General features: G+C 50.2%; 15 protein-coding genes. All 15 read left to right on the top strand.

What is annotated here, in order from left to right:
- Window positions 1-90 precede the first annotated feature (90 nt).
- The 15 genes from NST43_RS22170 to NST43_RS22100 all read left to right on the top strand — a co-directional run bounded on the left by NST43_RS22170 (window position 91) and on the right by NST43_RS22100 (window position 20,364).
- Window positions 91-1,641, top strand: coding sequence for a glycoside hydrolase family 32 protein (locus NST43_RS22170; RefSeq protein ID WP_339219436.1), 1,551 nt, complete (start codon window positions 91-93; stop codon window positions 1,639-1,641).
- Window positions 1,622-2,521, top strand: a complete 900-nt coding sequence (locus tag NST43_RS22165) for an ROK family protein (RefSeq protein ID WP_339225498.1) — start codon at window positions 1,622-1,624, stop codon at window positions 2,519-2,521. Before NST43_RS22170 ends, NST43_RS22165 begins: the two co-directional genes overlap by 20 nt.
- Window positions 2,522-2,676: 155 nt before the next feature.
- The gene (locus tag NST43_RS22160; protein WP_339219434.1) at window positions 2,677-4,137 is read left to right on the top strand and encodes a glycoside hydrolase family 32 protein; all 1,461 of its coding nucleotides are present in this window, start codon (window positions 2,677-2,679) and stop codon (window positions 4,135-4,137) included.
- 15 nt (window positions 4,138-4,152) lie between these two features.
- Window positions 4,153-5,502, top strand: coding sequence for an extracellular solute-binding protein (locus NST43_RS22155; RefSeq protein WP_339219432.1), 1,350 nt, complete (start codon window positions 4,153-4,155; stop codon window positions 5,500-5,502).
- Window positions 5,503-5,575: 73 nt separating this feature from the next.
- A complete protein-coding gene (locus NST43_RS22150; RefSeq protein WP_339219430.1) occupies window positions 5,576-6,469 on the top strand; it encodes a sugar ABC transporter permease in 894 nt (297 codons plus the stop codon).
- Window positions 6,469-7,305: a carbohydrate ABC transporter permease gene (locus NST43_RS22145; protein ID WP_339219429.1), complete on the top strand. Its 837-nt coding sequence runs from the start codon at window positions 6,469-6,471 to the stop codon at window positions 7,303-7,305. The genes NST43_RS22150 and NST43_RS22145 overlap by 1 nt, the downstream gene beginning before the upstream one ends.
- A 72-nt stretch (window positions 7,306-7,377) precedes the next feature.
- Entirely contained in the window at window positions 7,378-9,129 is a 1,752-nt protein-coding gene (locus NST43_RS22140; RefSeq protein ID WP_339219428.1) for a sensor histidine kinase, read from the top strand.
- A 15-nt stretch (window positions 9,130-9,144) separates the two neighbouring features.
- A complete protein-coding gene (locus NST43_RS22135; RefSeq protein WP_339219427.1) occupies window positions 9,145-10,713 on the top strand; it encodes a response regulator in 1,569 nt (522 codons plus the stop codon).
- A gap of 115 nt (window positions 10,714-10,828) precedes the next feature.
- Entirely contained in the window at window positions 10,829-12,157 is a 1,329-nt protein-coding gene (locus NST43_RS22130; protein WP_209988268.1) for a sugar ABC transporter substrate-binding protein, read from the top strand.
- Window positions 12,158-12,247: 90 nt separating this feature from the next.
- Window positions 12,248-14,029: a histidine kinase gene (locus tag NST43_RS22125; protein ID WP_339219426.1), complete on the top strand. Its 1,782-nt coding sequence runs from the start codon at window positions 12,248-12,250 to the stop codon at window positions 14,027-14,029.
- A 5-nt stretch (window positions 14,030-14,034) separates the two neighbouring features.
- A complete protein-coding gene (locus tag NST43_RS22120; protein ID WP_339219425.1) occupies window positions 14,035-15,654 on the top strand; it encodes a helix-turn-helix domain-containing protein in 1,620 nt (539 codons plus the stop codon).
- 95 nt (window positions 15,655-15,749) lie between these two features.
- The gene (locus NST43_RS22115; protein ID WP_339219423.1) at window positions 15,750-17,660 is read left to right on the top strand and encodes a GH32 C-terminal domain-containing protein; all 1,911 of its coding nucleotides are present in this window, start codon (window positions 15,750-15,752) and stop codon (window positions 17,658-17,660) included.
- Between the two features lie 17 nt (window positions 17,661-17,677).
- Complete coding sequence (locus NST43_RS22110; protein WP_209988272.1) at window positions 17,678-18,613, top strand: sugar ABC transporter permease; 936 nt, start codon at window positions 17,678-17,680, stop codon at window positions 18,611-18,613.
- A 23-nt stretch (window positions 18,614-18,636) separates the two neighbouring features.
- Window positions 18,637-19,476: a carbohydrate ABC transporter permease gene (locus NST43_RS22105; RefSeq protein WP_209988275.1), complete on the top strand. Its 840-nt coding sequence runs from the start codon at window positions 18,637-18,639 to the stop codon at window positions 19,474-19,476.
- 357 nt (window positions 19,477-19,833) lie between these two features.
- Window positions 19,834-20,364, top strand: coding sequence for a hypothetical protein (locus NST43_RS22100; protein WP_339219422.1), 531 nt, complete (start codon window positions 19,834-19,836; stop codon window positions 20,362-20,364).
- Window positions 20,365-20,581 lie beyond the last annotated feature (217 nt).

Raw genomic sequence — 20,581 nt, 5'->3', positions numbered from 1 at the left:
GTTACATTATAATGCATACCGTCGGAGCGTGAGTTCATGCTGCACTGGGCCATGCTCCGGCTATTATTATTCTGGAGGAGTGGGAGAAACATGAATTATACAGAGAAGTTCCGTCCGCAGTATCATTATTCGCCACAAAAGAACTGGATGAACGATCCGAACGGAATGGTATATTACGAGAATGAGTACCATCTATTTTATCAGCACACTCCGTTCGCAAGCCAACCTGATTTCGGTAGAATGCATTGGGGGCACGCGGTAAGCACCGATCTGGTCCATTGGGAGGAGCTTGAAGCATCCTTGCCGCCAGGTGAGGACGGTGCGATTTTCTCTGGAAGCGCGGTAGTCGATACACAGAATACAAGTGGTTTTTTTGATGATTATGGTTCAGGGCTTGTGGCGATCTACACGAATAACGACAACAAGGCGCAGCCAGGTAAGCCGCAGGTTCAAAGCATCGCCTACAGCAGAGACAAGGGACGGACTTGGACGAAATATGAAGGGAACCCGGTCTTGTTCCCGGAGACGACGCTTGATTTCCGCGATCCGAAGGTATTCTGGCATGAGGATACATCTAGTTGGATTATGACTCTGGCTGTTCAAGACCGTGTGGAATTCTACACCTCTCCAAATTTGAAGGAATGGGCATTAGCCAGTGCATTTGGCGCTGACGTCATCGGAACACATCGCGGCGTTTATGAATGTCCGGATCTATTCTCGATTCATGTCGATGGTGATCCCAATCAGAAGAAGTGGGTGCTCATTCTAAGTGTAGGCGATTGTAATGGAGTGAACCCGAATGAGCCTGAACCACCGGCAGGAGGCTCCGGTATGATGTACTTCGTCGGCAGCTTCGATGGTAAGACATTTACACCCGACGAGCCTATTCTTTCGGTTCATGATGTGAAATGGATTGATTTCGGGTCCGATTTCTATGCAGCCGTCACCTGGAGTGATATACCGGAAGGAGACGGCCGCAAGCTCTGGATCGGCTGGATGAACAACTGGCGGTATGCCGGGACGCTTCCGACTGACAAGTGGCGGGGAAATGCATCCATTCCACGAGAGTTGAAGTTGAGAACCTATCGGGAAGGCCTTCGTCTGGTGCAAGAACCGGTAGAAGAATTGAGAAAGACAGGTTCACCGCTTATGGCTCTGGAGAATGTAACCTTGGTTCCAGATACGAATCCGCTGGCGGACATCACCACAGATAGAGCGGAATTAATCGCGGAATTCGAAATTGGAACCGCAACGGAGTTCGGAATGAAGGTTAGAAAGTCTGCAGATGAAGAAACGGTGGTCGGGTACGATACCCTGAACATGGAGTTGTTTGTCGATCGCACGAATTCAGGCACTACGAATTTCCATCCGGACTTCGCAGCTAAGCACCAGGCACCGCTGCTGCCTGTTGATAACCGTGTACGCATGTCCATCTTCATGGATTGGTCTTCGATTGAAGTGTTCGGTGGTGAGGGTCTAGCAGTCATCTCGGACATGATTTTCCCCGCTTCCGAAAGCAACGGACTTGAGCTCTACGCGGTAGGCGGAAATGTAAAGCTGGTGTCGCTCCAGATCAATGAGCTGGGAAGCATATGGAGAGATGAGGTCAAGGAGGAAGTTCATGCGAATCGGGGCAATTGAAGCAGGCGGAACAAAGTTTGTCTGTGGTGTCGGGAATGAATTAGGGGAGATTGAAGATCGGGTTCATTTTCCGACGCGTCGACCCGAGGAGACGATGGAGAATGTCATCGCCTACTTCCGCGATAAGAGAGTCGATAGCATAGGAATCGGATCGTTTGGTCCGATCGACCTCGAACACTCCAGTCCGACTTACGGTTATGTGACGACAACGCCAAAACCCGGCTGGTCCGGATATAATTTCGTGGGTACGCTAAAATCCGTCTTCGATGTTCCGGTCGGTTGGGATACGGACGTCAATGCTGCCGCGTTGGGCGAAGCCACATGGGGTGCAGCACAAGGATTGGATAGCTGTGTCTACTATACGATCGGGACTGGCGTAGGAGTCGGCGTCTATACCGAGGGTAACCTGGTACATGGACTTGTTCATCCAGAGGGTGGACATATCCTCACAAGACGGCATCCGAACGATGACTTTGGTGGCAATTGTCCCTATCATGGCGATTGTCTGGAAGGCATGGCCGCCGGCCCGGCGCTGGAAGCAAGATGGAAGGCTAAGGGTGATACACTGCCGGAAGACCACCCGGCATGGGAGATGGAGGCATTCTACATCGCGCAGGCCATATCGAATGTCATCCTGACGTTATCCCCTAAGAAAGTCATTCTCGGCGGGGGCGTGATGAAGCAAGCCCAGTTATTCCCGATGATCCGCGAGCAGGTAGGCAGCATTCTAAATGGATACGTGAGTGCCAAGCCTATTGTATCGGATATCGAACATTATATTGTCGCCCCTAAGCTCGGCGATAATGCTGGCTTGTGTGGGTCCTTAGCACTGGGAGTACAAGCATTGGATTCACGTACAAATGTAAGGTCCAGCATTTAATAATTCAAAAGAACCTCCGTTTGCCACTTTGTGATGGCAGACGGAGGTTTTTTTGAAAGCCAAAAATATTGAACAAAGGATAAAGAACTTGGAATATAAAGCGCTTTCTTAATGTTATATACTCAAGGCACGTTAAAAGAAAGGGGTTGCAAACAGTGTCGAATTTGTTCTACAGGCCTGCAGGAGCCTGGGTGGGAGACCTCATTCCCTACTATAAAGACGGTACATTCCGTTTGTTCTATCTTCATGACTGGAGGGAGAACAAGAGTAATCATGGGGAGGGAACTTCCTGGTTCGAGCTCCGCACAAGTGATTTCGTACACTACGAAGAAATGGGCGAAATGCTGAAGCATGGAAGTGTGAGCGAGCAGGATCTCAACTGTTACACCGGCTCGATCATCGAAGCCCAGGGAGAATATCATCTGTTCTACACCGGCCTCAATCCGAATCCGGAATTCGTAGAGAACGGAGTGCCGCTCCAATGCGTCATGCACGCCGTGAGCACGGATATGGAGCAGTGGCGGAAAATCCCCGAGGATACCTTCTATTCCGACGGAATTCAATATGAAAGGCATGACTGGCGCGATCCCTTTGTATTCTGGAACGAAGAGGCGGGGGAGTACTGGATGCTTCTCGCCGCCAGGAACAAAGAAGGTCCTTCCCGGCGCCGGGGAAGCATCGGACTCTGTGCTTCGAAGGATCTCAAGAAATGGGAAATCCGAGAACCGTTCTGGAATCCGAACCTGTACGTGACGCACGAATGCCCTGACTTATTTCAAATCGGCGAATGGTGGTATCTGGTCTACTCCACGTTCTCGGAACGGTTTGTCACCCATTACCGCATGAGTAAATCTTTAAGCGGACCTTGGACGGCGCCGAGAAACGATGCGTTTGACGCCAGAGCGTTCTATGCCGCCAAAACATGGAGTGACGGAAACAAGCGCTATGCGTTTGGCTGGGACCCCAGCAAAGAAAACGGAGATGATTACGGTGATTGGCAATGGGCCGGGAATCTGGTCGTGCACGAACTCGTTCAGGAACAGGATGGAGCATTGACGGTCCGTATCCCGGAGACAGTCTCCCGTCATTTTGCCAAGGAGAAGGCTGCCGTGTGGGGTTCCCGGCTTGGAGATTGGAAAGAGTTAGAGGGAGGGATAGCAGCGGAGGCTGACGAGACCTTCTCTTGCATATCTGCGGGTTCCATGCCGGAAACCTGCAAAATTTCGGCCCGGTTATCCTTCTCCGAAGGAACGAGAAGCTGCGGTATTATGCTTCGTGCAAGTGAGGACAATAACGATGCCTATTATATTCGCCTTGAACCCCTTCATAACCGCCTGGTGTTCGACATGTGGCCCCGCCGGATCGAGGGGGAAATGCAGTGGCATATCAAAGGAGACCACCCGCATGCGGTGGAGCTGGAAGTGCCCGTAGAATTGCATGCCGACACGAATTATAATCTCGAGATCGTTGTGGAGAATTCGGTGTGCGTCGTATACTTGGCCGATCAGGTCGCCATGACTACACGTTTGTATAATTTAAAAACCGGCAACTGGGGCTGTTTTGTTCAGGAAGGCCGGGCGAATTTTGAACAGGCATCCCTTTCAGTTCCCAACTAACAGGAGGTCTTATAAATGAAACGTTATGTCAAAAGGCTGACTCTCTCGTTATCTCTGGTTGTCCTGGCGGCGACGGTGAGCGCATGCGGAGGCACAAATACGAATAAGGGCGCTTCAGAAACCGGATCGGCAAATCCGCAGAAGGTGGACAAGAAAACATACAAGTGGTTCGTGGCCCGCGGCGTAGACAGCCCTCCGGCTGTTACTGTAAAGGAGATTGCAGAGGAGTTCTCCCGGACGCATCCTGAATTCGAGCTGGTTCTGGAAGGCACGGGGGATCGTCCGTCCTACCTGCAGAAGCTGCGGACATTGATTGCCAGCAATGAGATGCCCGCCATGTTCGATACAGATTCGGATGCCTATGCTTCCAAGCTGGTGGAGCAAGGTAAACTGGTCGATATGAAAAAACTGCTGGAGGAGCTGGGGAAATATAAGGATTTCCGTCCGGTGGCCCTGCAATATCAGCAGTTCGCAGACGGCAGCATGTATACTTTCCCGCTGGAATATGGCATCGAGGTATTCTGGTACAACATCAAGATGTTCAAGGATCTTGGCCTGGATCCGCCGAAGACGTTCGATGAGTTCATGGAGGTTGCCGAGAAGCTGAAGCAAAGCGGGGTTACGCCGATTGCTGTCGACGGCAAGGATAAATGGCCGGTTCTCCGGTACCTGGCGTACAAACCGTTCCGCATGACAGGCAATGATTTCATCGAGAATGTAAAGCAGGGCAAAGCATCCTTCAAGGACCCGGCCGGCATGGAAGGGATTAAGTTTGTTCATGACCTGGGCACCAAAGGGTACTTTCAGCAAGGATTCACTGCAACGGATTACACCGCAGCGCGAGATTTGTACCTGAGCGGCAAAGCCGGCATGTATTACATGGGTTCATGGGAGACCATGAACTTCGTAAATGATAAAGTAAGCGCGGAAATGAAGGACAATATCGGGTTTTTCCGGCTTCCCATGATGGAAGGCGCCACAACGGCGGACAATGATTATTTTATCAACTCGGGCATCGGCGTTGCCTTCAACCAGGAGACTTTCGATAATACGATGAAGGAATTCGTCAAATTCCTTCTGGAGCAATACCCTAAGGCCTATACGGAAAAAGGCCAATTCTCGCCTTTCAATTATTCACTTGATCAAGAACAGGGGATGCCGGAGCTCTTCTATAAAATTCAGGACGAAATCGCGAAATCCGGCAACGTGTTTGCGGTCCCGTGGGATACGCGTCTTGATCCGGCCACGAATGAGCTGCTCGGCAATGAATTGAATGCCCTGGCTCTGGGAGCCCATACTCCGGAAGAGTTTGCCGAACTAATGGATCAGGCGATTAAAGAAAACGCGCCGAAATACTTCAAGTAGCGATTCTAAACAAGGCGGCCAGCCGCAAGCCGGTTGGCTGCTGTAAGTACAATAAAAAAACTAAAATTAGGGAATGAGCAAGCCTATGGATAAAGTCCTGCGCAACCGCAAAGCCGCTCTCGTCTTTCTGCTGCCTGCATTACTGGTGTATTTGCTCACCGTGCTGGCGCCTATCCTTTGGTCGATGTATTTCAGTTTCTTCTCCTGGGACGGAGTATCCGATATGCTCTATATCGGCTTTGACAATTACACCAAGATGTTCGGCGGAGATAAGACCTTCTGGAAGGCATTCAGCAACAATCTGATCTATGTCTCCATTATTGTAGCCATGCAGGTTTTGCTCGGTTTGCTGGTTGCCATCCTGCTGACCAGCATCACCAAAGGGAGAGAGTTGTTCAAAACCTTATTTTTTGCCCCTGCCATCATCACCTCAGTAGCGATAGCCCAGTTGTTCCAAAATGTGTACTCGTTCGAGCCGGTCGGAATCCTGAACTATTGCCTGCAGCAGATCGGTCTTGGCGACTGGAGCAAGCCTTGGCTGTCCGACCTCAATTGGGCTCTGACTGCGGTATCGGTACCCGAAGGCTGGCGTTATATCGGTCTTTATATGATTATCCTGTATAGTGCGTTAATTTCCATTCCTGCCGATATCGAGGAGGCGGCCAGAATGGATGGAGCTTCTTCGTGGAAGCTGTTTCGTTCGATCAAAATGCCGCTGATTAAGCCGGTTCTGATGGTCTCAATCATTATGGCGACTACAGGGGCGCTGAAAGGGTTCGACATCCCGTATATCATGACGAACGGGGGGCCTGGCCGCGTAACAGAATTATTGCCAACCTATATGTATAAAACCGCATTCTCCAGTCTGGACTTCGGCTATGGCAGCGCGATGGCTGTATTTATCGTCATTGAAAGCCTCATTGCAGTTGCCTTTATCAGACGGATGATGGACAGTAAGGAGACCTGATGATGAAAATTTCTGGATATTCCAAGGCGGTTCTTCTAGTTGTTTCCTTTGCGCTGCTTGTCATTCAAGTGTATCCGCTGGTTTGGGTGTTCATCTCCAGTTTTAAGGGGCCTAACGATTTCTCAGGGGATAATCCGCTCAGCCTGCCAAGCCAATACACCTTCGATAATTATTTCAATGTGTGGAGCAAAGGGAACCTGGGGACTTATTTTTCCAATAGTATCATAGTCGCCGTGACGACCATCGTGCTTGTGATCTTATTCAGTGCCATGGCTGCTTTCGTGATCGAGAAGATGTCGTTTAAATGGAGTCAAAGTGTGCTGTTCTTATTTCTGTGCGGCATTATGATCCCGATTCAGGTCGTGCTCATCCCGCTGTTCATTCTTTATAACAAAATAGGAATTATCAATACGCTCGCTTCTCTTATTTTGCCCCAAGTAGGTTTTGCCCTGCCGATCTCGATTTATCTGTTCGTGAGCTTCTATAAATACATTTCGAATGAGATCATGGAGGCCGCTGTCATGGATGGCTGCGGTGTGTACCAGGTGTTCTGGCGGATGATCTTCCCTCTATCCCGGAATACGATCGTCACAGTTGTCGTTATGAATCTGATATTTGTCTGGAATGAATTTATATTCGCCAATACGTTTATTCATGATCTGAAATCACGGACCATCCCAGTTGGCTTAATGGATTATATCGGGCAGTACGGTTTGACGGATTGGGGAGCGACCTTTGCGGCCATTAGCATCACGACCATTCCGACGATGGTGGTCTACTTCATGTTCAACAAGAGTGTTATTTCCGGCATGACGGCAGGAGCAACGAAAGGTTGATCTCCCGCATCCCTTGGCCAGAGGGTATACTGAAAGTACCAGGCTGCAACTTTGCAGGGTCAGGGGGATCTCATGAAAATACACCGGCTGTTCCTGTCGATCAGCATCCGCAGCAAAATCATTATACTGTCCATCGCCTGTTCCTTGCTGCCGCTTGTGCTGATTGCTTCCTTAACCTTCGTCTATTTAAGCAAAGTGATCGAAAACAAGATGTCCGACACCACCTCCAATCTGCTGGGCTCCATCAATTGGAATATCCAGACGTTCGTGAACGATGTGGAGGCGATCTCTAAGCTGATGTTGTCCTCCCGTGACGTTCAGAATTTCCTTGCCTATAGCAAGAATGATTTCAAGGAGATCTATGACCTTCAAAATGCGACCCGCAGTCTGATCGTCAATATTACCAACAACAAATCCTATATACGTTACGTTTACGTGGGCAGCGGGCAAAGGGAACTGATTACCACAAACCAATGGGACAGGTTAACGTACGACAATATCTATCAGGCGGTCTCACGGACGAAATGGTATCAACAGGTGGAAGGGATGGGCGGGCGGGGCTTGTGGCTGAACAGCGATGAAGTCCGGCTTGTCAAGGATACTCCGAACCTGCTGCTGTATGGTAAACAGTTAAACAACCTGGAGACGCTCGAACCGATCGGCATGTTAATTATTTCAATCGACAGGCGGGTCTTCGATGAAATGTTTCGAAATATTTCCAATGCGGAAAACGGGAATCTGATGATCCTGGAGCAAAATAAAGTCATTTATTATAACTCCCGCACTGCCGACCTGAAGCAGCTTCCTCCCAAAGAAATGGATCTGCTCTACGGCTTGCCTGAACGGGGCACCCGCATCGAGACGATGGGCGGAGAGCGGTATGTCATCACCTTCGATACTAATCCGGTAACCCAGTGGAAAGTGGTCAGCATGATCCCGTATTCTAATATCAACTCGGAAATTGTCTGGATACGTAATATTACGCTAACACTGACAATGGTGGCTTTCCTGCTGGCTGCCTATGGTTCGTATTTAATCTCGAAGCGTATCACGAAGCAATTGACTTTACTCTCCTCCGTTGCCAGAAAGGCTGCCAAACGGGAGAGGATCGAAGGAATCCTCTTTCAGGAGGAAGATGAAATCGGGAAAATAGGCAATCAGTTCTTAAGGACCTTCCGCACCAACTCTGAATTATCGGACAAATTAATAGAAGCCAGGCTGAAGGAGCGGGAAGCAGAGCTGCACGCGCTGCAAAGTCAAATCAACCCTCACTTTCTGTACAATACGCTGAATTCCATCTATCTGATGGCTGAACGAATCAGTGCCAAAAACATCTCGAAAATGGTCATGTCGCTGTCTAACATGTTTAAGTTAAGCTTGAATAATGGGGACTACATTACCACTGTCCGTAATGAGATCGACCAGGTGAAAAATTACTTGGAGATTCAAAATATCCGCTATAACGGAAAGTTCGAGGTGACCATTGAGCTTGAACCGGAAATTGAGCATATCCGTATGCTTAAGCTCCTGTTACAGCCGCTGGTGGAGAATGCGATTTTTCATGGGATCGAGCTGAAGGAGAGCCAAGGGAATATTTACATTCGGGGACGTATCGAAGGAGAGACGCTTGTATTCGAAGTCGAGGATGACGGCGTAGGCTTTGATCCTGCGGTTACGCAGCCTAAGGGATATGCATTAAGGAATATCCAGGAGAGGATTCAATTGCATTATGGTCAGAACCACGGGCTGCGCATAGACAGCATTCCAGGCACTGGAACCAAAGTTACCGTAAGGATCGGAATCATGGATGAAGACCGGCTATGAAGGTGGGATTACATCATGTATAAACTGTTTATAGCGGATGATGAACAGCTGGTGGTGGAGACATTGTCGGCTGTGATCGACTGGAACGCGTATGGGATAGGGATCGTGGGGACGGCAACTAACGGCAAGCAAGCCCTGGAACGGATTCTTCAGTCCGATCCGGACATTGTGCTGACAGATATTCGGATGCCCGGCCTGAATGGGCTGGAGCTGATCCGTGCCTTGAAGGAGAAAGGCCGTAAGGCGGAATGTATCATCATTAGCGGGTATTCCGAGTTCGAATATGCCAAAGAAGCCATCAAGCTGGAGGCTGTGGATTATCTGATCAAGCCGGCAGAGCTGGAGGAAGTAGCCAAGACGGTCTCAAGAGCGCTCAAGCGTCTTGAACGTACAGCGGATGCCACGGAGAATCGCCCTGAGCTTCGGAATGTGGCAACCTTGGACCGGGCGGCGTTTACAGATCTAATCGTCCATGCCAAACGCTCATCGTTCGATCAGACGCCCTACGAACGGTATAACCAGTTTGCGGTCCTCGTGATTGGAAGTACGCAGACGCTGTGGCTTGAACGAATGAAGAATAATGGCGCTACGGATGCGCTCCTCAGCTTTTTGACGAATCGCGGAATCGTTGTGGACCTGCTCTACGAGCAGCAGAAAGTCATCTTATTGTGTATGGCGGCCATGGAGGACAATGAGCCGTTAACAGAAATTGTGCTGGCTGCAGCCGAAGCCTTCTCGAAGGACAGCTCAGCGGACGATATTTCATTGTCGTTTGGACTGGGGCCGGTTGTAGCTGGAATTATAGAAGCAAATCTCTCTTTTGTAGCCGCTGACAAGGCATGTGAAATGGGGGTGTTCTTTGGGGTTCCGGTTATGGAGGGGGGCCGCGTAGAGGAGATTACCCGCGTATCCTGGAAGTGGCTGAGCGAGTGGTCTGACTACCTCCAGTCCTTCGTCCGTTACGAACAGAAGGAGTTCGAGGAGATGCTTGAACGTTGGATGGAATGGGGGACGGGACGGCTGATGGCTCCTGTTCTGCTTAAGAAGGCAGGCATAGAGTGGGGGAACCGGATGCTCGATCTGATTGAACAGGACTATGGAATCAAGATTGAGAAAGTGATCGGCGCCCGCCCGCAGCTGATGGACAGGATACTGGACACGCCGGACTGGGCGTCTTTGCAGCAACAGTTGCAGGATTTAGCGAAGAGTGTGCAATTTTATCTGAGTATAACCAAGACTACCATGAAGGAAAAAGTGGTTCAGGAAATCAAAGCGTATCTTGAAGCCCATTACCATGAAAATATTGGGCTGGATCAATTGGCCGAACGGTTCGGGCTCAATTCTTCCTATGTAAGCAACTTGTATTCCAAGTCGACCGGACAGACCATTCTGGAATATATCACGTTGCTGCGCATTCAGACAGCGAAAAAGATGCTGAGAGAAAGCAGCTTCAAAATCTTCAAAATATCCCAAAGTGTCGGCTATGATAACCAGCGGTATTTCTGCCAGGTATTCAAGAAGGTTGTGGGTGTAAGTCCCGGCCAGTATAGAGAAGAACATATGATGAAAAGTGATTGCTTTTGATAGAAATACCGAACATTTTAAAAGTTCAGTGCAGAGGATAATGAATTTTATCATCGGGCAGGTTTGATAATATTCAGTTGTAAGCGTAGACAGTAGATGAAAGGGGAGAGCATTATTGAACAGTAAGAGTAAAGTGGTACTAAGCGCGATGTTGGCATGCGGACTGCTCGCCGGATGTGGAAGCAAAGGGGATAACGCGCAGCCGGAGGCGGGAGCTTCGTCGGCACCCAAAGAAGAGAAGGTGTCGCTCACGTTCTGGAGAAACTCGGGCAATGACGCCGAGAATTCGGCCTATGACAAGCTGGTGGCCTCATTTAATGAAGCGCATCCTAATATCAAGGTTGAGATGAGCCCGATTCCGTATGCCGATTACGATACCAAGCTGAGAACATCCATTGCTTCGGGCAGTCCCCCTGATATTATGGCCGTCGACGGCCCGAATATGGCTTCCTACGCCCAGGCGGGTGCTTTACAGCCGCTGACCGCCTTTTTCAAGAAGGATGGTAATCTGGAGGATATTCCGGAATCGACCATTGCCACGTATACCTATAATAATGAGATTTACATGGCTCCGCTCACCGAATCCTCCATTGCTCTTTTCTATAATAAAAAAATGTTTGAAGCGAAGGGAATTCCTCTTCCCTCCAAGAACCCGGAAGAGCCTTGGACTTGGGATCAGGTGCTGGATGCAGCTAAAAAGCTTAACGACCCGGCCAAAGGCGTGTACGGCATTGATCCGGCGCAAGGCTTCGGTAATGCAGGAACAGCAGCCTACTTTAAATATCCGATAATTTGGCAGTTTGGCGGCGAGATCATGAGTCCGGATGGAACAACTTCCAAAGGTTACCTGGATAAGCCAGAGACCAAAAAGGCGTTGCAATTCTTCTCCGACCTGTATAATAAAGATAAAGTGTCCTCCCTGGAGTACCCGCCAGACCCGTTCCCGAACAGCCAGCTGGCGATGACGGTGGACGGCTCCTGGTCACTGGGTAATTATGCCGACAAGTTCCCTAATTTCAAATTAGGCGAAGATTATGATATCGCGCCACTTCCGAAGGAAACCCAGCAGGCTGTCGCGAACGGAAGCTGGTCGCTGGCCATTTCCTCGAAGAGTAAGAATGCCGATGCGGCCTGGCAGTTTGTAAACTGGGTAACGGGCTCTGAAGGGGCTAAGACCTACTGCTCTATCACAAAAGATATTCCGGCCCGCTATTCAGTAGCCAAAGAGTTCCCTGAGCTGGGCCAATATCCGAAGAATATCTTTGTGGTACAGAATCAGAAGTTCGGCAGACCGCGTCCGATTACACCGGTCTTCCCGCAAATGTCCGAAGCGGTAAACAAGATGATTGAGGAAGTGACCATCGCCGGACGCAACGCGGATGCAGCCATTGCCGACGCCATCAAAAAGATTGACAAGGCATATGCAGATCTGCCGCAAAAATAATACAATTTCCAAACATTACAGAAACGGCAGCCGCCCTTTATCCAAAGGGCGGCTAAGCCGTTTCCACTTGTAGCAAGGGGTGCGGTTGTCATGTTCTACTCGTTACGCAGCAGATTGATGTGGGCTTTTTCGATCCTGCTGATCCTTCCGATTACGGCGGTTGTCTTCATCCTCAGCAAGGAATCGTCGGAGCAGATCCGTACATCTACCCAGACGTCCACGTTGCAAACCATAGACCAATTTGCCTCCCATGTCAGCACACTGCTGACGCAGATTGAGGATATGGGCAACCAGGTGCTGAGCAGCGACATCACACAGGAATGGATAACCGCCGACCTGAACGATGAGAGCACTAAGGGGGAGCAGTATCTGGCCAAGCAAAAAATGCGGGAGCTGCTGTCCTCTTATGCGATCAATAATTCGAATGTGATTTCCATTTCCACCTTTGCGGAGGGAAAGGGCGGGTTATGGACACAGGACCTGGGCTACTTGAAGAGCAGCTGGTACAGCCAGTTTAAGGAGCAGGACGTACGCTGGACGCAGGCTCATAAGGACAAGGATCAGGCCGATGACAGCATACGATCGCGCGAGATCAATAGCCTTGTGCTTCCTTTGGTGCAGCTCCAGTCCTTTAAGGATGTTGGAGTAATCAAACTCAATTATCCTACGGTGCTGCTGCGCCAGGATCTGGATAAAATCAGCTTCGGCAAAAGCGGCAAAGCCTTCCTGCTGACGGCTGAAGGTCTCAGTGTACTCAATCAGGATTTGAGAGGAGCTGAGGGGCTGCTTAAAGACGGGCTTGCAACTGTGCAGAAACAGAGTGGCGGACAGACCAGCGGCATTTTCCCGCTTCACCAGGGGGGGACCGACTATCTGTTCTTTTACCGCAGGCTGCCTGCACAGAACTGGCTGATCGTCGGCGAGGTGCCGGAGGCGGAGCTGTATGCCACCATCACCAAGCTCAAAGAAACGCTGCTCCTTGCTAGCTTTGTGCTGCTGATCCTTGTCATTATTGTGGCGCTGTGGCTTTCTACCGGCATAACGAAGCCATTAAGTGCCATGGCCCGGGCCATGCGGCATGTGAGAAACGGGCAGTTCGAGCTGGCGATGAAGGATATGCCCAAGGTTAGATCGCGGCAGAGCGAAGTGGACTATGTGGCCGGTGTATTTGAGCAGATGACCCGTCAGCTGAAGTATCTGATCGAGACGGAATTCGAGACCAACCTGCGCCGGAAAAATGCCGAATACAAAGCGCTCCTGCTGCAGATCAATCCGCATTTTTACAACAATACACTGGAGATCATCAGCGGTCTGGCGGCGATGAAGCGGGAGGATCTGGTCATGGACGCCACGGAAGCACTGGGTAAAATGATGCGGTATTCGCTGAGTCTAGATACGGATCTGGTACAAGTCAGCGAGGAGCTTGGCTATATCCGTGACTACCTGTTCCTCCTAAAGCTGCGGCATGAGGATCATCTGATGGTGGAGGTCCGGCAGGATTCCGCCGCGGATCAGCTGCTCATCGCCAAGTTCATTCTGCAGCCGCTGGTAGAGAATGCGGTGAAGTACAGCCTGGAAAAAGGGGGAATCGCCGAGGTGGCCATCACCTCCAGTGTGTGCGGAGAGCGCCTGCACCTGCAGATCCAGGATAACGGTTCAGGAATGACACCGGAACTGATCGCCAGCATTCTTGCCGATACGGAGCTTAGGGACAGTGTGGGAATCTTAAATCATAAAGGGGACAGCATCGGACTACGCAATGTGCTCTCCCGCTGCCGCCTGTATTACGGCGAACAGTTTGAAGCCGTGCTTGATTCGAAGCTAAATACAGGAACAACCATTACACTGAAGCTGCCGCTGATAGAGAGGTGATTATCATGTATGACATTATGCTGGTGGATGATGAGAAGGGGGTCCGCAACAGCATCAAAGCCAAAATCGACTGGGAAGCCGCCGGCTTCCGGGTGGTCTCGGAGGCCTCAAGCGGCAATGAAGCGCTGCAGCTGCTGGAGCAGGGACCGCTGCCGCAGCTCGTCATCTCCGATATCCGTATGCCGCAGATGGACGGCATTGAATTTATCCGCATCTGCAAAACGAAGTATCCGCTGCTGAGGACGGTTGTGCTGTCGGGATACTCTGACTTTGATTATCTGAAATCGGCCATACAGCTTGGAGTGAAGGATTATTTGCTGAAGCCGGTAGCCCGCGCAGAACTGAATGAGCTGCTTGGCAAACTGGCTGAAGATATTAGACAAGAGCAACAAAAACTGCAGGCCTCACGGCAGGCTCTGCTGCAGAAAAATGAGCAGCTGCGGCTGCTGCAGGAGAATTTTTTGCTGCAAATGGTCAAGGACGAGTGGTACAGCTTGGCGGCGATCAAGGAACGGCTGCAGCAGCTCCAGCTGACCCCGCTGACGGCGGATGATCTGAAGCTGCAGTTTGTCGCTGTGGAGATGAGAGTACCGGCGGGGCGGATGGCGGACCGGCAAGAGCGCCGGGATCTGCTCAATTTGGCTTTTCAGATGTTATGCCGGGAGACGGCTGCCAAGCGGAAAGGAATCTATCCATTCCGCGATGTCGCCAATTCCGCGATGATGTATTTGCTGATTATTATGAAGCCGGAGCCGGAGTATGCCGATCGAACGGACAGGTTCGTAGAAGAGCTGAAGCGAAACATAGCCAGTTACTTGAAGCTGGAATGTGTGACGGGGATTGGCGAGGAAGTGAATGGACTCAAGCGGCTGAAGAACGGTTATGCTTCGTGCATGCTGTCCTGGAGCCAAAACACCGTGTATAAAGATGGAACGGGCGAACGGAGCCAAGTGATGGAGCTTATGCAGGCTTTTACCCCGGAGGTGGAGCGGAAGCTGGTGCAGGCGATTGAAAATTTGGACATGAGCACCTTCCGCCAGCAGCTTGACACTATTTTCAATAGCGAGAGAGATACTCCGATGTTTGCTTTTACCTTTCTGGCCCTGCGGATGCTGCTGATGTTCAGCTCCATCGCCAAAAAGTTCGAGCTCGGCGGCTCCGCCCTGCAGAAGTATTTGTGGAACTGTCAGAGGACCATTGCCGATTACCAGTCGCGTGAAGGTGTGCGGGGGCAGATTGATGAGCTGGCGCAGCTTGTCATGGACGAAGTGAAGAAGCTCCGCTTCTCCAGCGGACAGCATATGGTCGAAGCGGTCAGGAAATACGTGGAGGAGAATTTCTCTTACGAGCTGGCGCTTTCTTCCCTCGCCGAAATGTTTCATCTGAATGAGACCTATTTATCCGGGCTGTTCAAGCAGCATGTGGGCATAACGTTCAGCGACTATGTCACCCGGCTGAGAATGACCAAGGCAGAGCAGCTTTTGCAAGAGAATGAACTGAAGCTGACCGATATTGCCATGCTTGTCGGCTACTCCAGTTCCAGCTATTTCAGCACCTCTTTCAAGAAAAACAGCGGCAAAAGCCCCAAAGAATACCGTGAATGGTATTTGAAGAATCACCCCTGAGAACATCACAACTTCCGAGCCGATCATATTGAAAGGATTTCTCTGGCCGTTCAGCTACAATAGTGTCAACCAAACAAGGAATAGGAGCATGCAGCATGAATGTTTCGGGGGAGAAGCAAGCGCATAAAGAGAGCAAAACTGTAAGCAAACTGGCGTGTGCGGCTGCAGTAATGCTGGTTATCGCAGGGTGCACTATTGGCGGCAACGGCAATCATAGCAGCAATACTTCTGATGCTAAAACTCCGTCCGATGTCATCTCTACTGAACCTGCGGCCTTTCAGTTTTCTGATGATCCCAATTACTACACGGAGCTATACCGCCCGCAGTATCATCTGTCGCCGGAAAGCGGGAATATGAGTGATCCGAATGGAATGGTTTATTTCGAAGGTGAATATCACCAGTTCTACCAGAACAGCGGCCAGTGGGGTCACGCCGTCAGCACGGATCTGATTCATTGGCAGCATCTGCCGGTAGCGCTCCTGCGCGATTCGCTCGGGGAGATCTGGTCAGGCAGCGCCGTGGTGGACTGGAAGGATACGAGCGGTTTTTTTGGCGATGAAGCGGGACTGGTTGCGATCTTCACCCATTTCAAAGGTGGAATGCAGTCGCAGAGCCTGGCGTACAGTTCTGATAAAGGACGCACCTGGATCAAATATGAGGGCAATCCCGTGATTCCTAATCCGGGACTCAAGGACTTCAGAGATCCCAAGGTGTTCTGGCATGAGCCTTCGCACGCTTGGGTGATGGTTGTCTCGGTGGACAACCGGGTGAGATTCTATTCCTCTCCAGACCTGAAGGCCTGGCAGATGACCAGCGAATTCGGCGCCGATCAGGGCTCACATGCCGCCGTCTGGGAATGTCCGGATCTGTTTGAGCTTCCCGTGGAAGGCAGCAAGGAGACCCGGTGGGTGCTGGCGCTCAGCATCGGCAATAACAGCTCAACCCGTGGCTCGGCGGCGCAATATTTCATCGGCAGCTTCGACGGACAGACATTCAAGAACGAGAATGAGCCCTCCAAAGTGCTGTGGACCGATTACGGAAAAGACTTCTACGCCGCAGTGTCCTACTCGGATATTCCGCAGAGTGACGGCCGCCGGATCTATGCCGGCTGGATGTCCAATTGGCGTTATCCGTTCTCGATGCCAAGCGCTCCGTGGAAAGGGAATTTGTCGCTGCCACGGGAGCTGAAGCTGCGCGACATTCCCGGTGAGGGATTGCGCCTCGTCCAGCAGCCGGTGCAAGAGCTGGAAGCCTTGCGTGGCCAAGCGGTCAAGCTGGAACCCCAGCGGCTAGAGCCAGGCAGCAATCCACTGGCCGGTCTGCACGGGACCTCCTATGAACTCGATACCGAGTTCACCGTGAAGGGGGAGGCGGAATTCGGAATCAAACTGAGAAAAGGTGCAGATCAGGAGACCAATATATCGTATAACAACGCAAATTCAATGCTTACGGTGGATCGAACCCGATCAGGCGACAGTTCATTTGAAGCCGGGTTTGCCGAAACGGTCCAGGCTCCCTTAAGAGCGGTGAACGGTAAAGTCAGGCTGCATATCTATGTGGATGAATCGACGCTGGAGGTGTTCGGCGCAGACGGCGAGACGGTGATTTCCAGTATTCTTTTCCCGGAGGCTACCAGCAATGGATTGGAGCTGTATGTGAAACAAGGGGACGTGATGCTGGACCAGGCCGTTATGTATCCGATGGCCAGTGTATGGCGGAATGAGGCGCCGGACGGCCCCGAACCGCTTCGCGTCCTGCTGAGCCAATCCAGTGTGGATGTTCCGCTTGGCGGCACTGTGGAAGCGGCAGCGGCGGTGGTTCCGCTAACAGCTTCCCAGGAGCTTACTTGGGTGTCGAGTGATGAGGCCGTTGCCCAGGTGGAGAGCCATGCCGGAACATCCGCTGTCGTGAAGGGGCTGAAGGAAGGCCAGACGGAGATTAAAGCTCTTGCCCCGGGTGGGCAAATATATGCCGTAATGAATGTGTACGTCTATAAACCGGATTGAAATGGAGTGAAAAGATCATGACAAGCGTTACAGCGGCAGCTGAGTCTGCCTCCAAAACTGCCCCATCCAGCAAAAAGCCCCGCCGGTTTCTGCGGGGAGAAGAAATAACCGCCTGGTGGTTCGTGCTGCCTTCCTTTGCTTTGCTGCTCATCTTTGTGTTCTATCCGATGCTGCAAGCCTTTGTGATCAGCTTTCAGAATTATAACCTGGTAGGATCGACCCGCAGCTTCATCGGGCTCGACAATTACAAGTCTCTGGTGACGGACAGGGATTTCCTGGCCAGTCTCAGGCATTCGTTTCATTTTGCCATCGTAGTGATTCCGATTCAGACCGCGATTTCACTGGGCTTGGCACTATTAATCCAGAAAAAGTTCAAGCTTACCGGTCTGTTCCGCACACTCTATTTCATTCCGGTAGTCATTTCTACGGCAGTGGCCGCAACGGTGTTCAAACTGATCTACAACAAGGAATTCGGGATTCTGAACAATGTGCTGAAGACACTTCATCTGCCCACGACCAATTTCCTGTCCAACCCGGATACGGCGATGAACGGTGTGATCATGCTGGGAATATGGAAAGGCGTAGGTTTTTTCATGATTATCTTCCTGGCCGGATTGAACAACATTCCGCAAGATTTATACGAGGCGGCCCGGGTAGACGGTGCTACCAAGATACAGCAGTTCTTCCGCATTACGCTTCCTTTGCTGAACCGTACCACGGCCTTCGTGGTGATTATGACGACCATTGATGCCATTAAGCTGTCCGGCCTTGTGTTTGTATTGACCAGTGGAGGACCCAACGGGGCTACCGAAACCGCAGTCTATTATATCTATAAAATGGCCTTCCAGCAGATGCAGATGGGCTACGGCACCGCTGCCGCCTTTATTCTGTTTGCGATTGTTCTCGCCATCTCGCTCGTGCAAATGAGACTGTTCCGGAACGCGGAACATTAATGAGACTACTAGGAGGTATCCACATGAACCGCTTTGCAAGCATTGCCAAGTATACGGTGATGACCGTTCTGGCTGTTATTTCAATTATTCCAATCCTCTGGATGATCTCGGGTTCACTACGCCCTTATGAGGAATTGTTCAAGTACTCCTCCAGTCTGAATATTCATTTGTTCGTTCCTGTCCAGCCAACGCTGGCTAACTTCAAAGAGGTTATCTTCAGTGAGGGCAACCCGTTTCTCCGCTATATCGCGAATACACTGTTTGTTGCAGGGAGTGTAACCCTGCTGGTGCTGCTGGTGAATTCGATGTCGGCGTTTGCTTTTGCCAAGCTGCGTTTCCGTGGCAAAGCGATTGTCTTCGCCCTGTTCATGTCGGCAATGATTATTCCTGGTGAAGTAACGCTGGTCCCGAACTATCTGCTGATGAATTATTTCGGCTGGCTGAACTCCTATAAGGCGCTGGTGATTCCTTCGATGCTGTCTGTGTTCGGAATCTTTCTGCTGCGGCAGTTCTTCGCGGAAATTCCCGATGAAATTCTGGAGGCGGCCAAAATCGACGGAGCCTCGATGACCCGGACGTTCTCCAGTATTGTCTTGCCTGCGGCTGTCCCGCCGATGATCACCCTTGCGCTGATGACCTTTCTTGGCAACTGGGATTCCTATCTGTGGCCTCTAATCGTTATCAATGACGAAAAGAAACAGATGATCCAGGTAGCCATTGCCACGTTCTCCTCGGTGGAAGGAACCGATTGGTCTAAGATTCTAGCCGCAAGCACCATTTCCACGGTTCCGATCCTGATCCTGTTTCTGTTCCTGCAGCGCTATTACATTCAGGGCATTACGATGTCCGGTGTGAAAGGGTAATGAAAGGAAAGGGAATAACGATGAAATACGATACAGTGGCGCTCGGCGAACTGCTAATAGATTTTACTCCGGCAGGGCTGTCGCCTGCGGGCCAATAAAAGCTCATTGGGCCTTTGTGCAGGTTTATTATGACTTTTCCTCTGCTTAACTTTATCCTGTACAATGCTTATGGCAGGCTGTTCCCCATGTCTCAACCTCGCTAACAATGGCGGGGTATTTCTTTGCATTCAGGAAAATTTTCGTCACATACGTAATGCCCAGGATTTGATATCCTATGTAAGTTACACGAGACTGAGGAATTGGCGGTGTGGTACTTTGTTGTAGTAAACTTTACGTGAATTATATCGGAGGATGGACATGCGAAAAATCATTTTGTCTTTACTATTTTTAGCTGTAATTACTGCCTGTGGATCTTCGAGTGGAATTAATGCAGATGATCTCGCTATTGTTAAAGTGGACAGTGAAAAGGAAATTGTAAAGTATGGGATGAGCCAGGAGGATGCTGAAAAGATACTTGGTCCTGGGAAAAAAACCACCACGTTTAGTACATATAGTTCTGGAATTTCAATCATGTATAGAGACGGTGCAGTAGTATGTATTTTTATTGACGAAGAATCCAAGGGAAAGTATAAAACAATCCAAGGAGCAGAAGTAGGGATGTCAAAGCAAGAATTAATTAACTTGTACGGAGAATCTGGAGCACTCAGTTTATCAGAAATACAATTAGACTATATTTACGATTCCACAAATAAAAAGTACCTAACTATAGATGAGCAGAGTTCAAATAATGATCTAAAAAGTTATCAAGTATCAGTAAGGTTTAAAATGGATGGCGGTGCTCGGGTAATTAGTTTGCTAGATCGTCAGTCCGCCATGCTTGGAAGATAATAAATGTTAATAGTTATCAAAATAACCGTCTCGCCCTTCAATGGTATTGATCATTACTAGATCAGGATCAGTAGATATCTCCGTAATGCCGGTTTATCTTTTAAAACAATTGGGAAGTATGAGAGATGATCTTTTTAAAAATTTTTATCATCGTAGAGACTTAATTGATATTCTTTGAAGATGTTTTACTTTCTTTTGAAGAATGATTTTTTAATGC

The organism is Paenibacillus sp. FSL H8-0332, assembly GCF_037963835.1.
Taxonomy (GTDB): domain Bacteria; phylum Bacillota; class Bacilli; order Paenibacillales; family Paenibacillaceae; genus Paenibacillus_AQ; species Paenibacillus_AQ rhizoplanae.
Note: the sequence above shows the minus strand (reverse complement) of the source record. Positions and strands in the feature narration are given on the sequence as shown.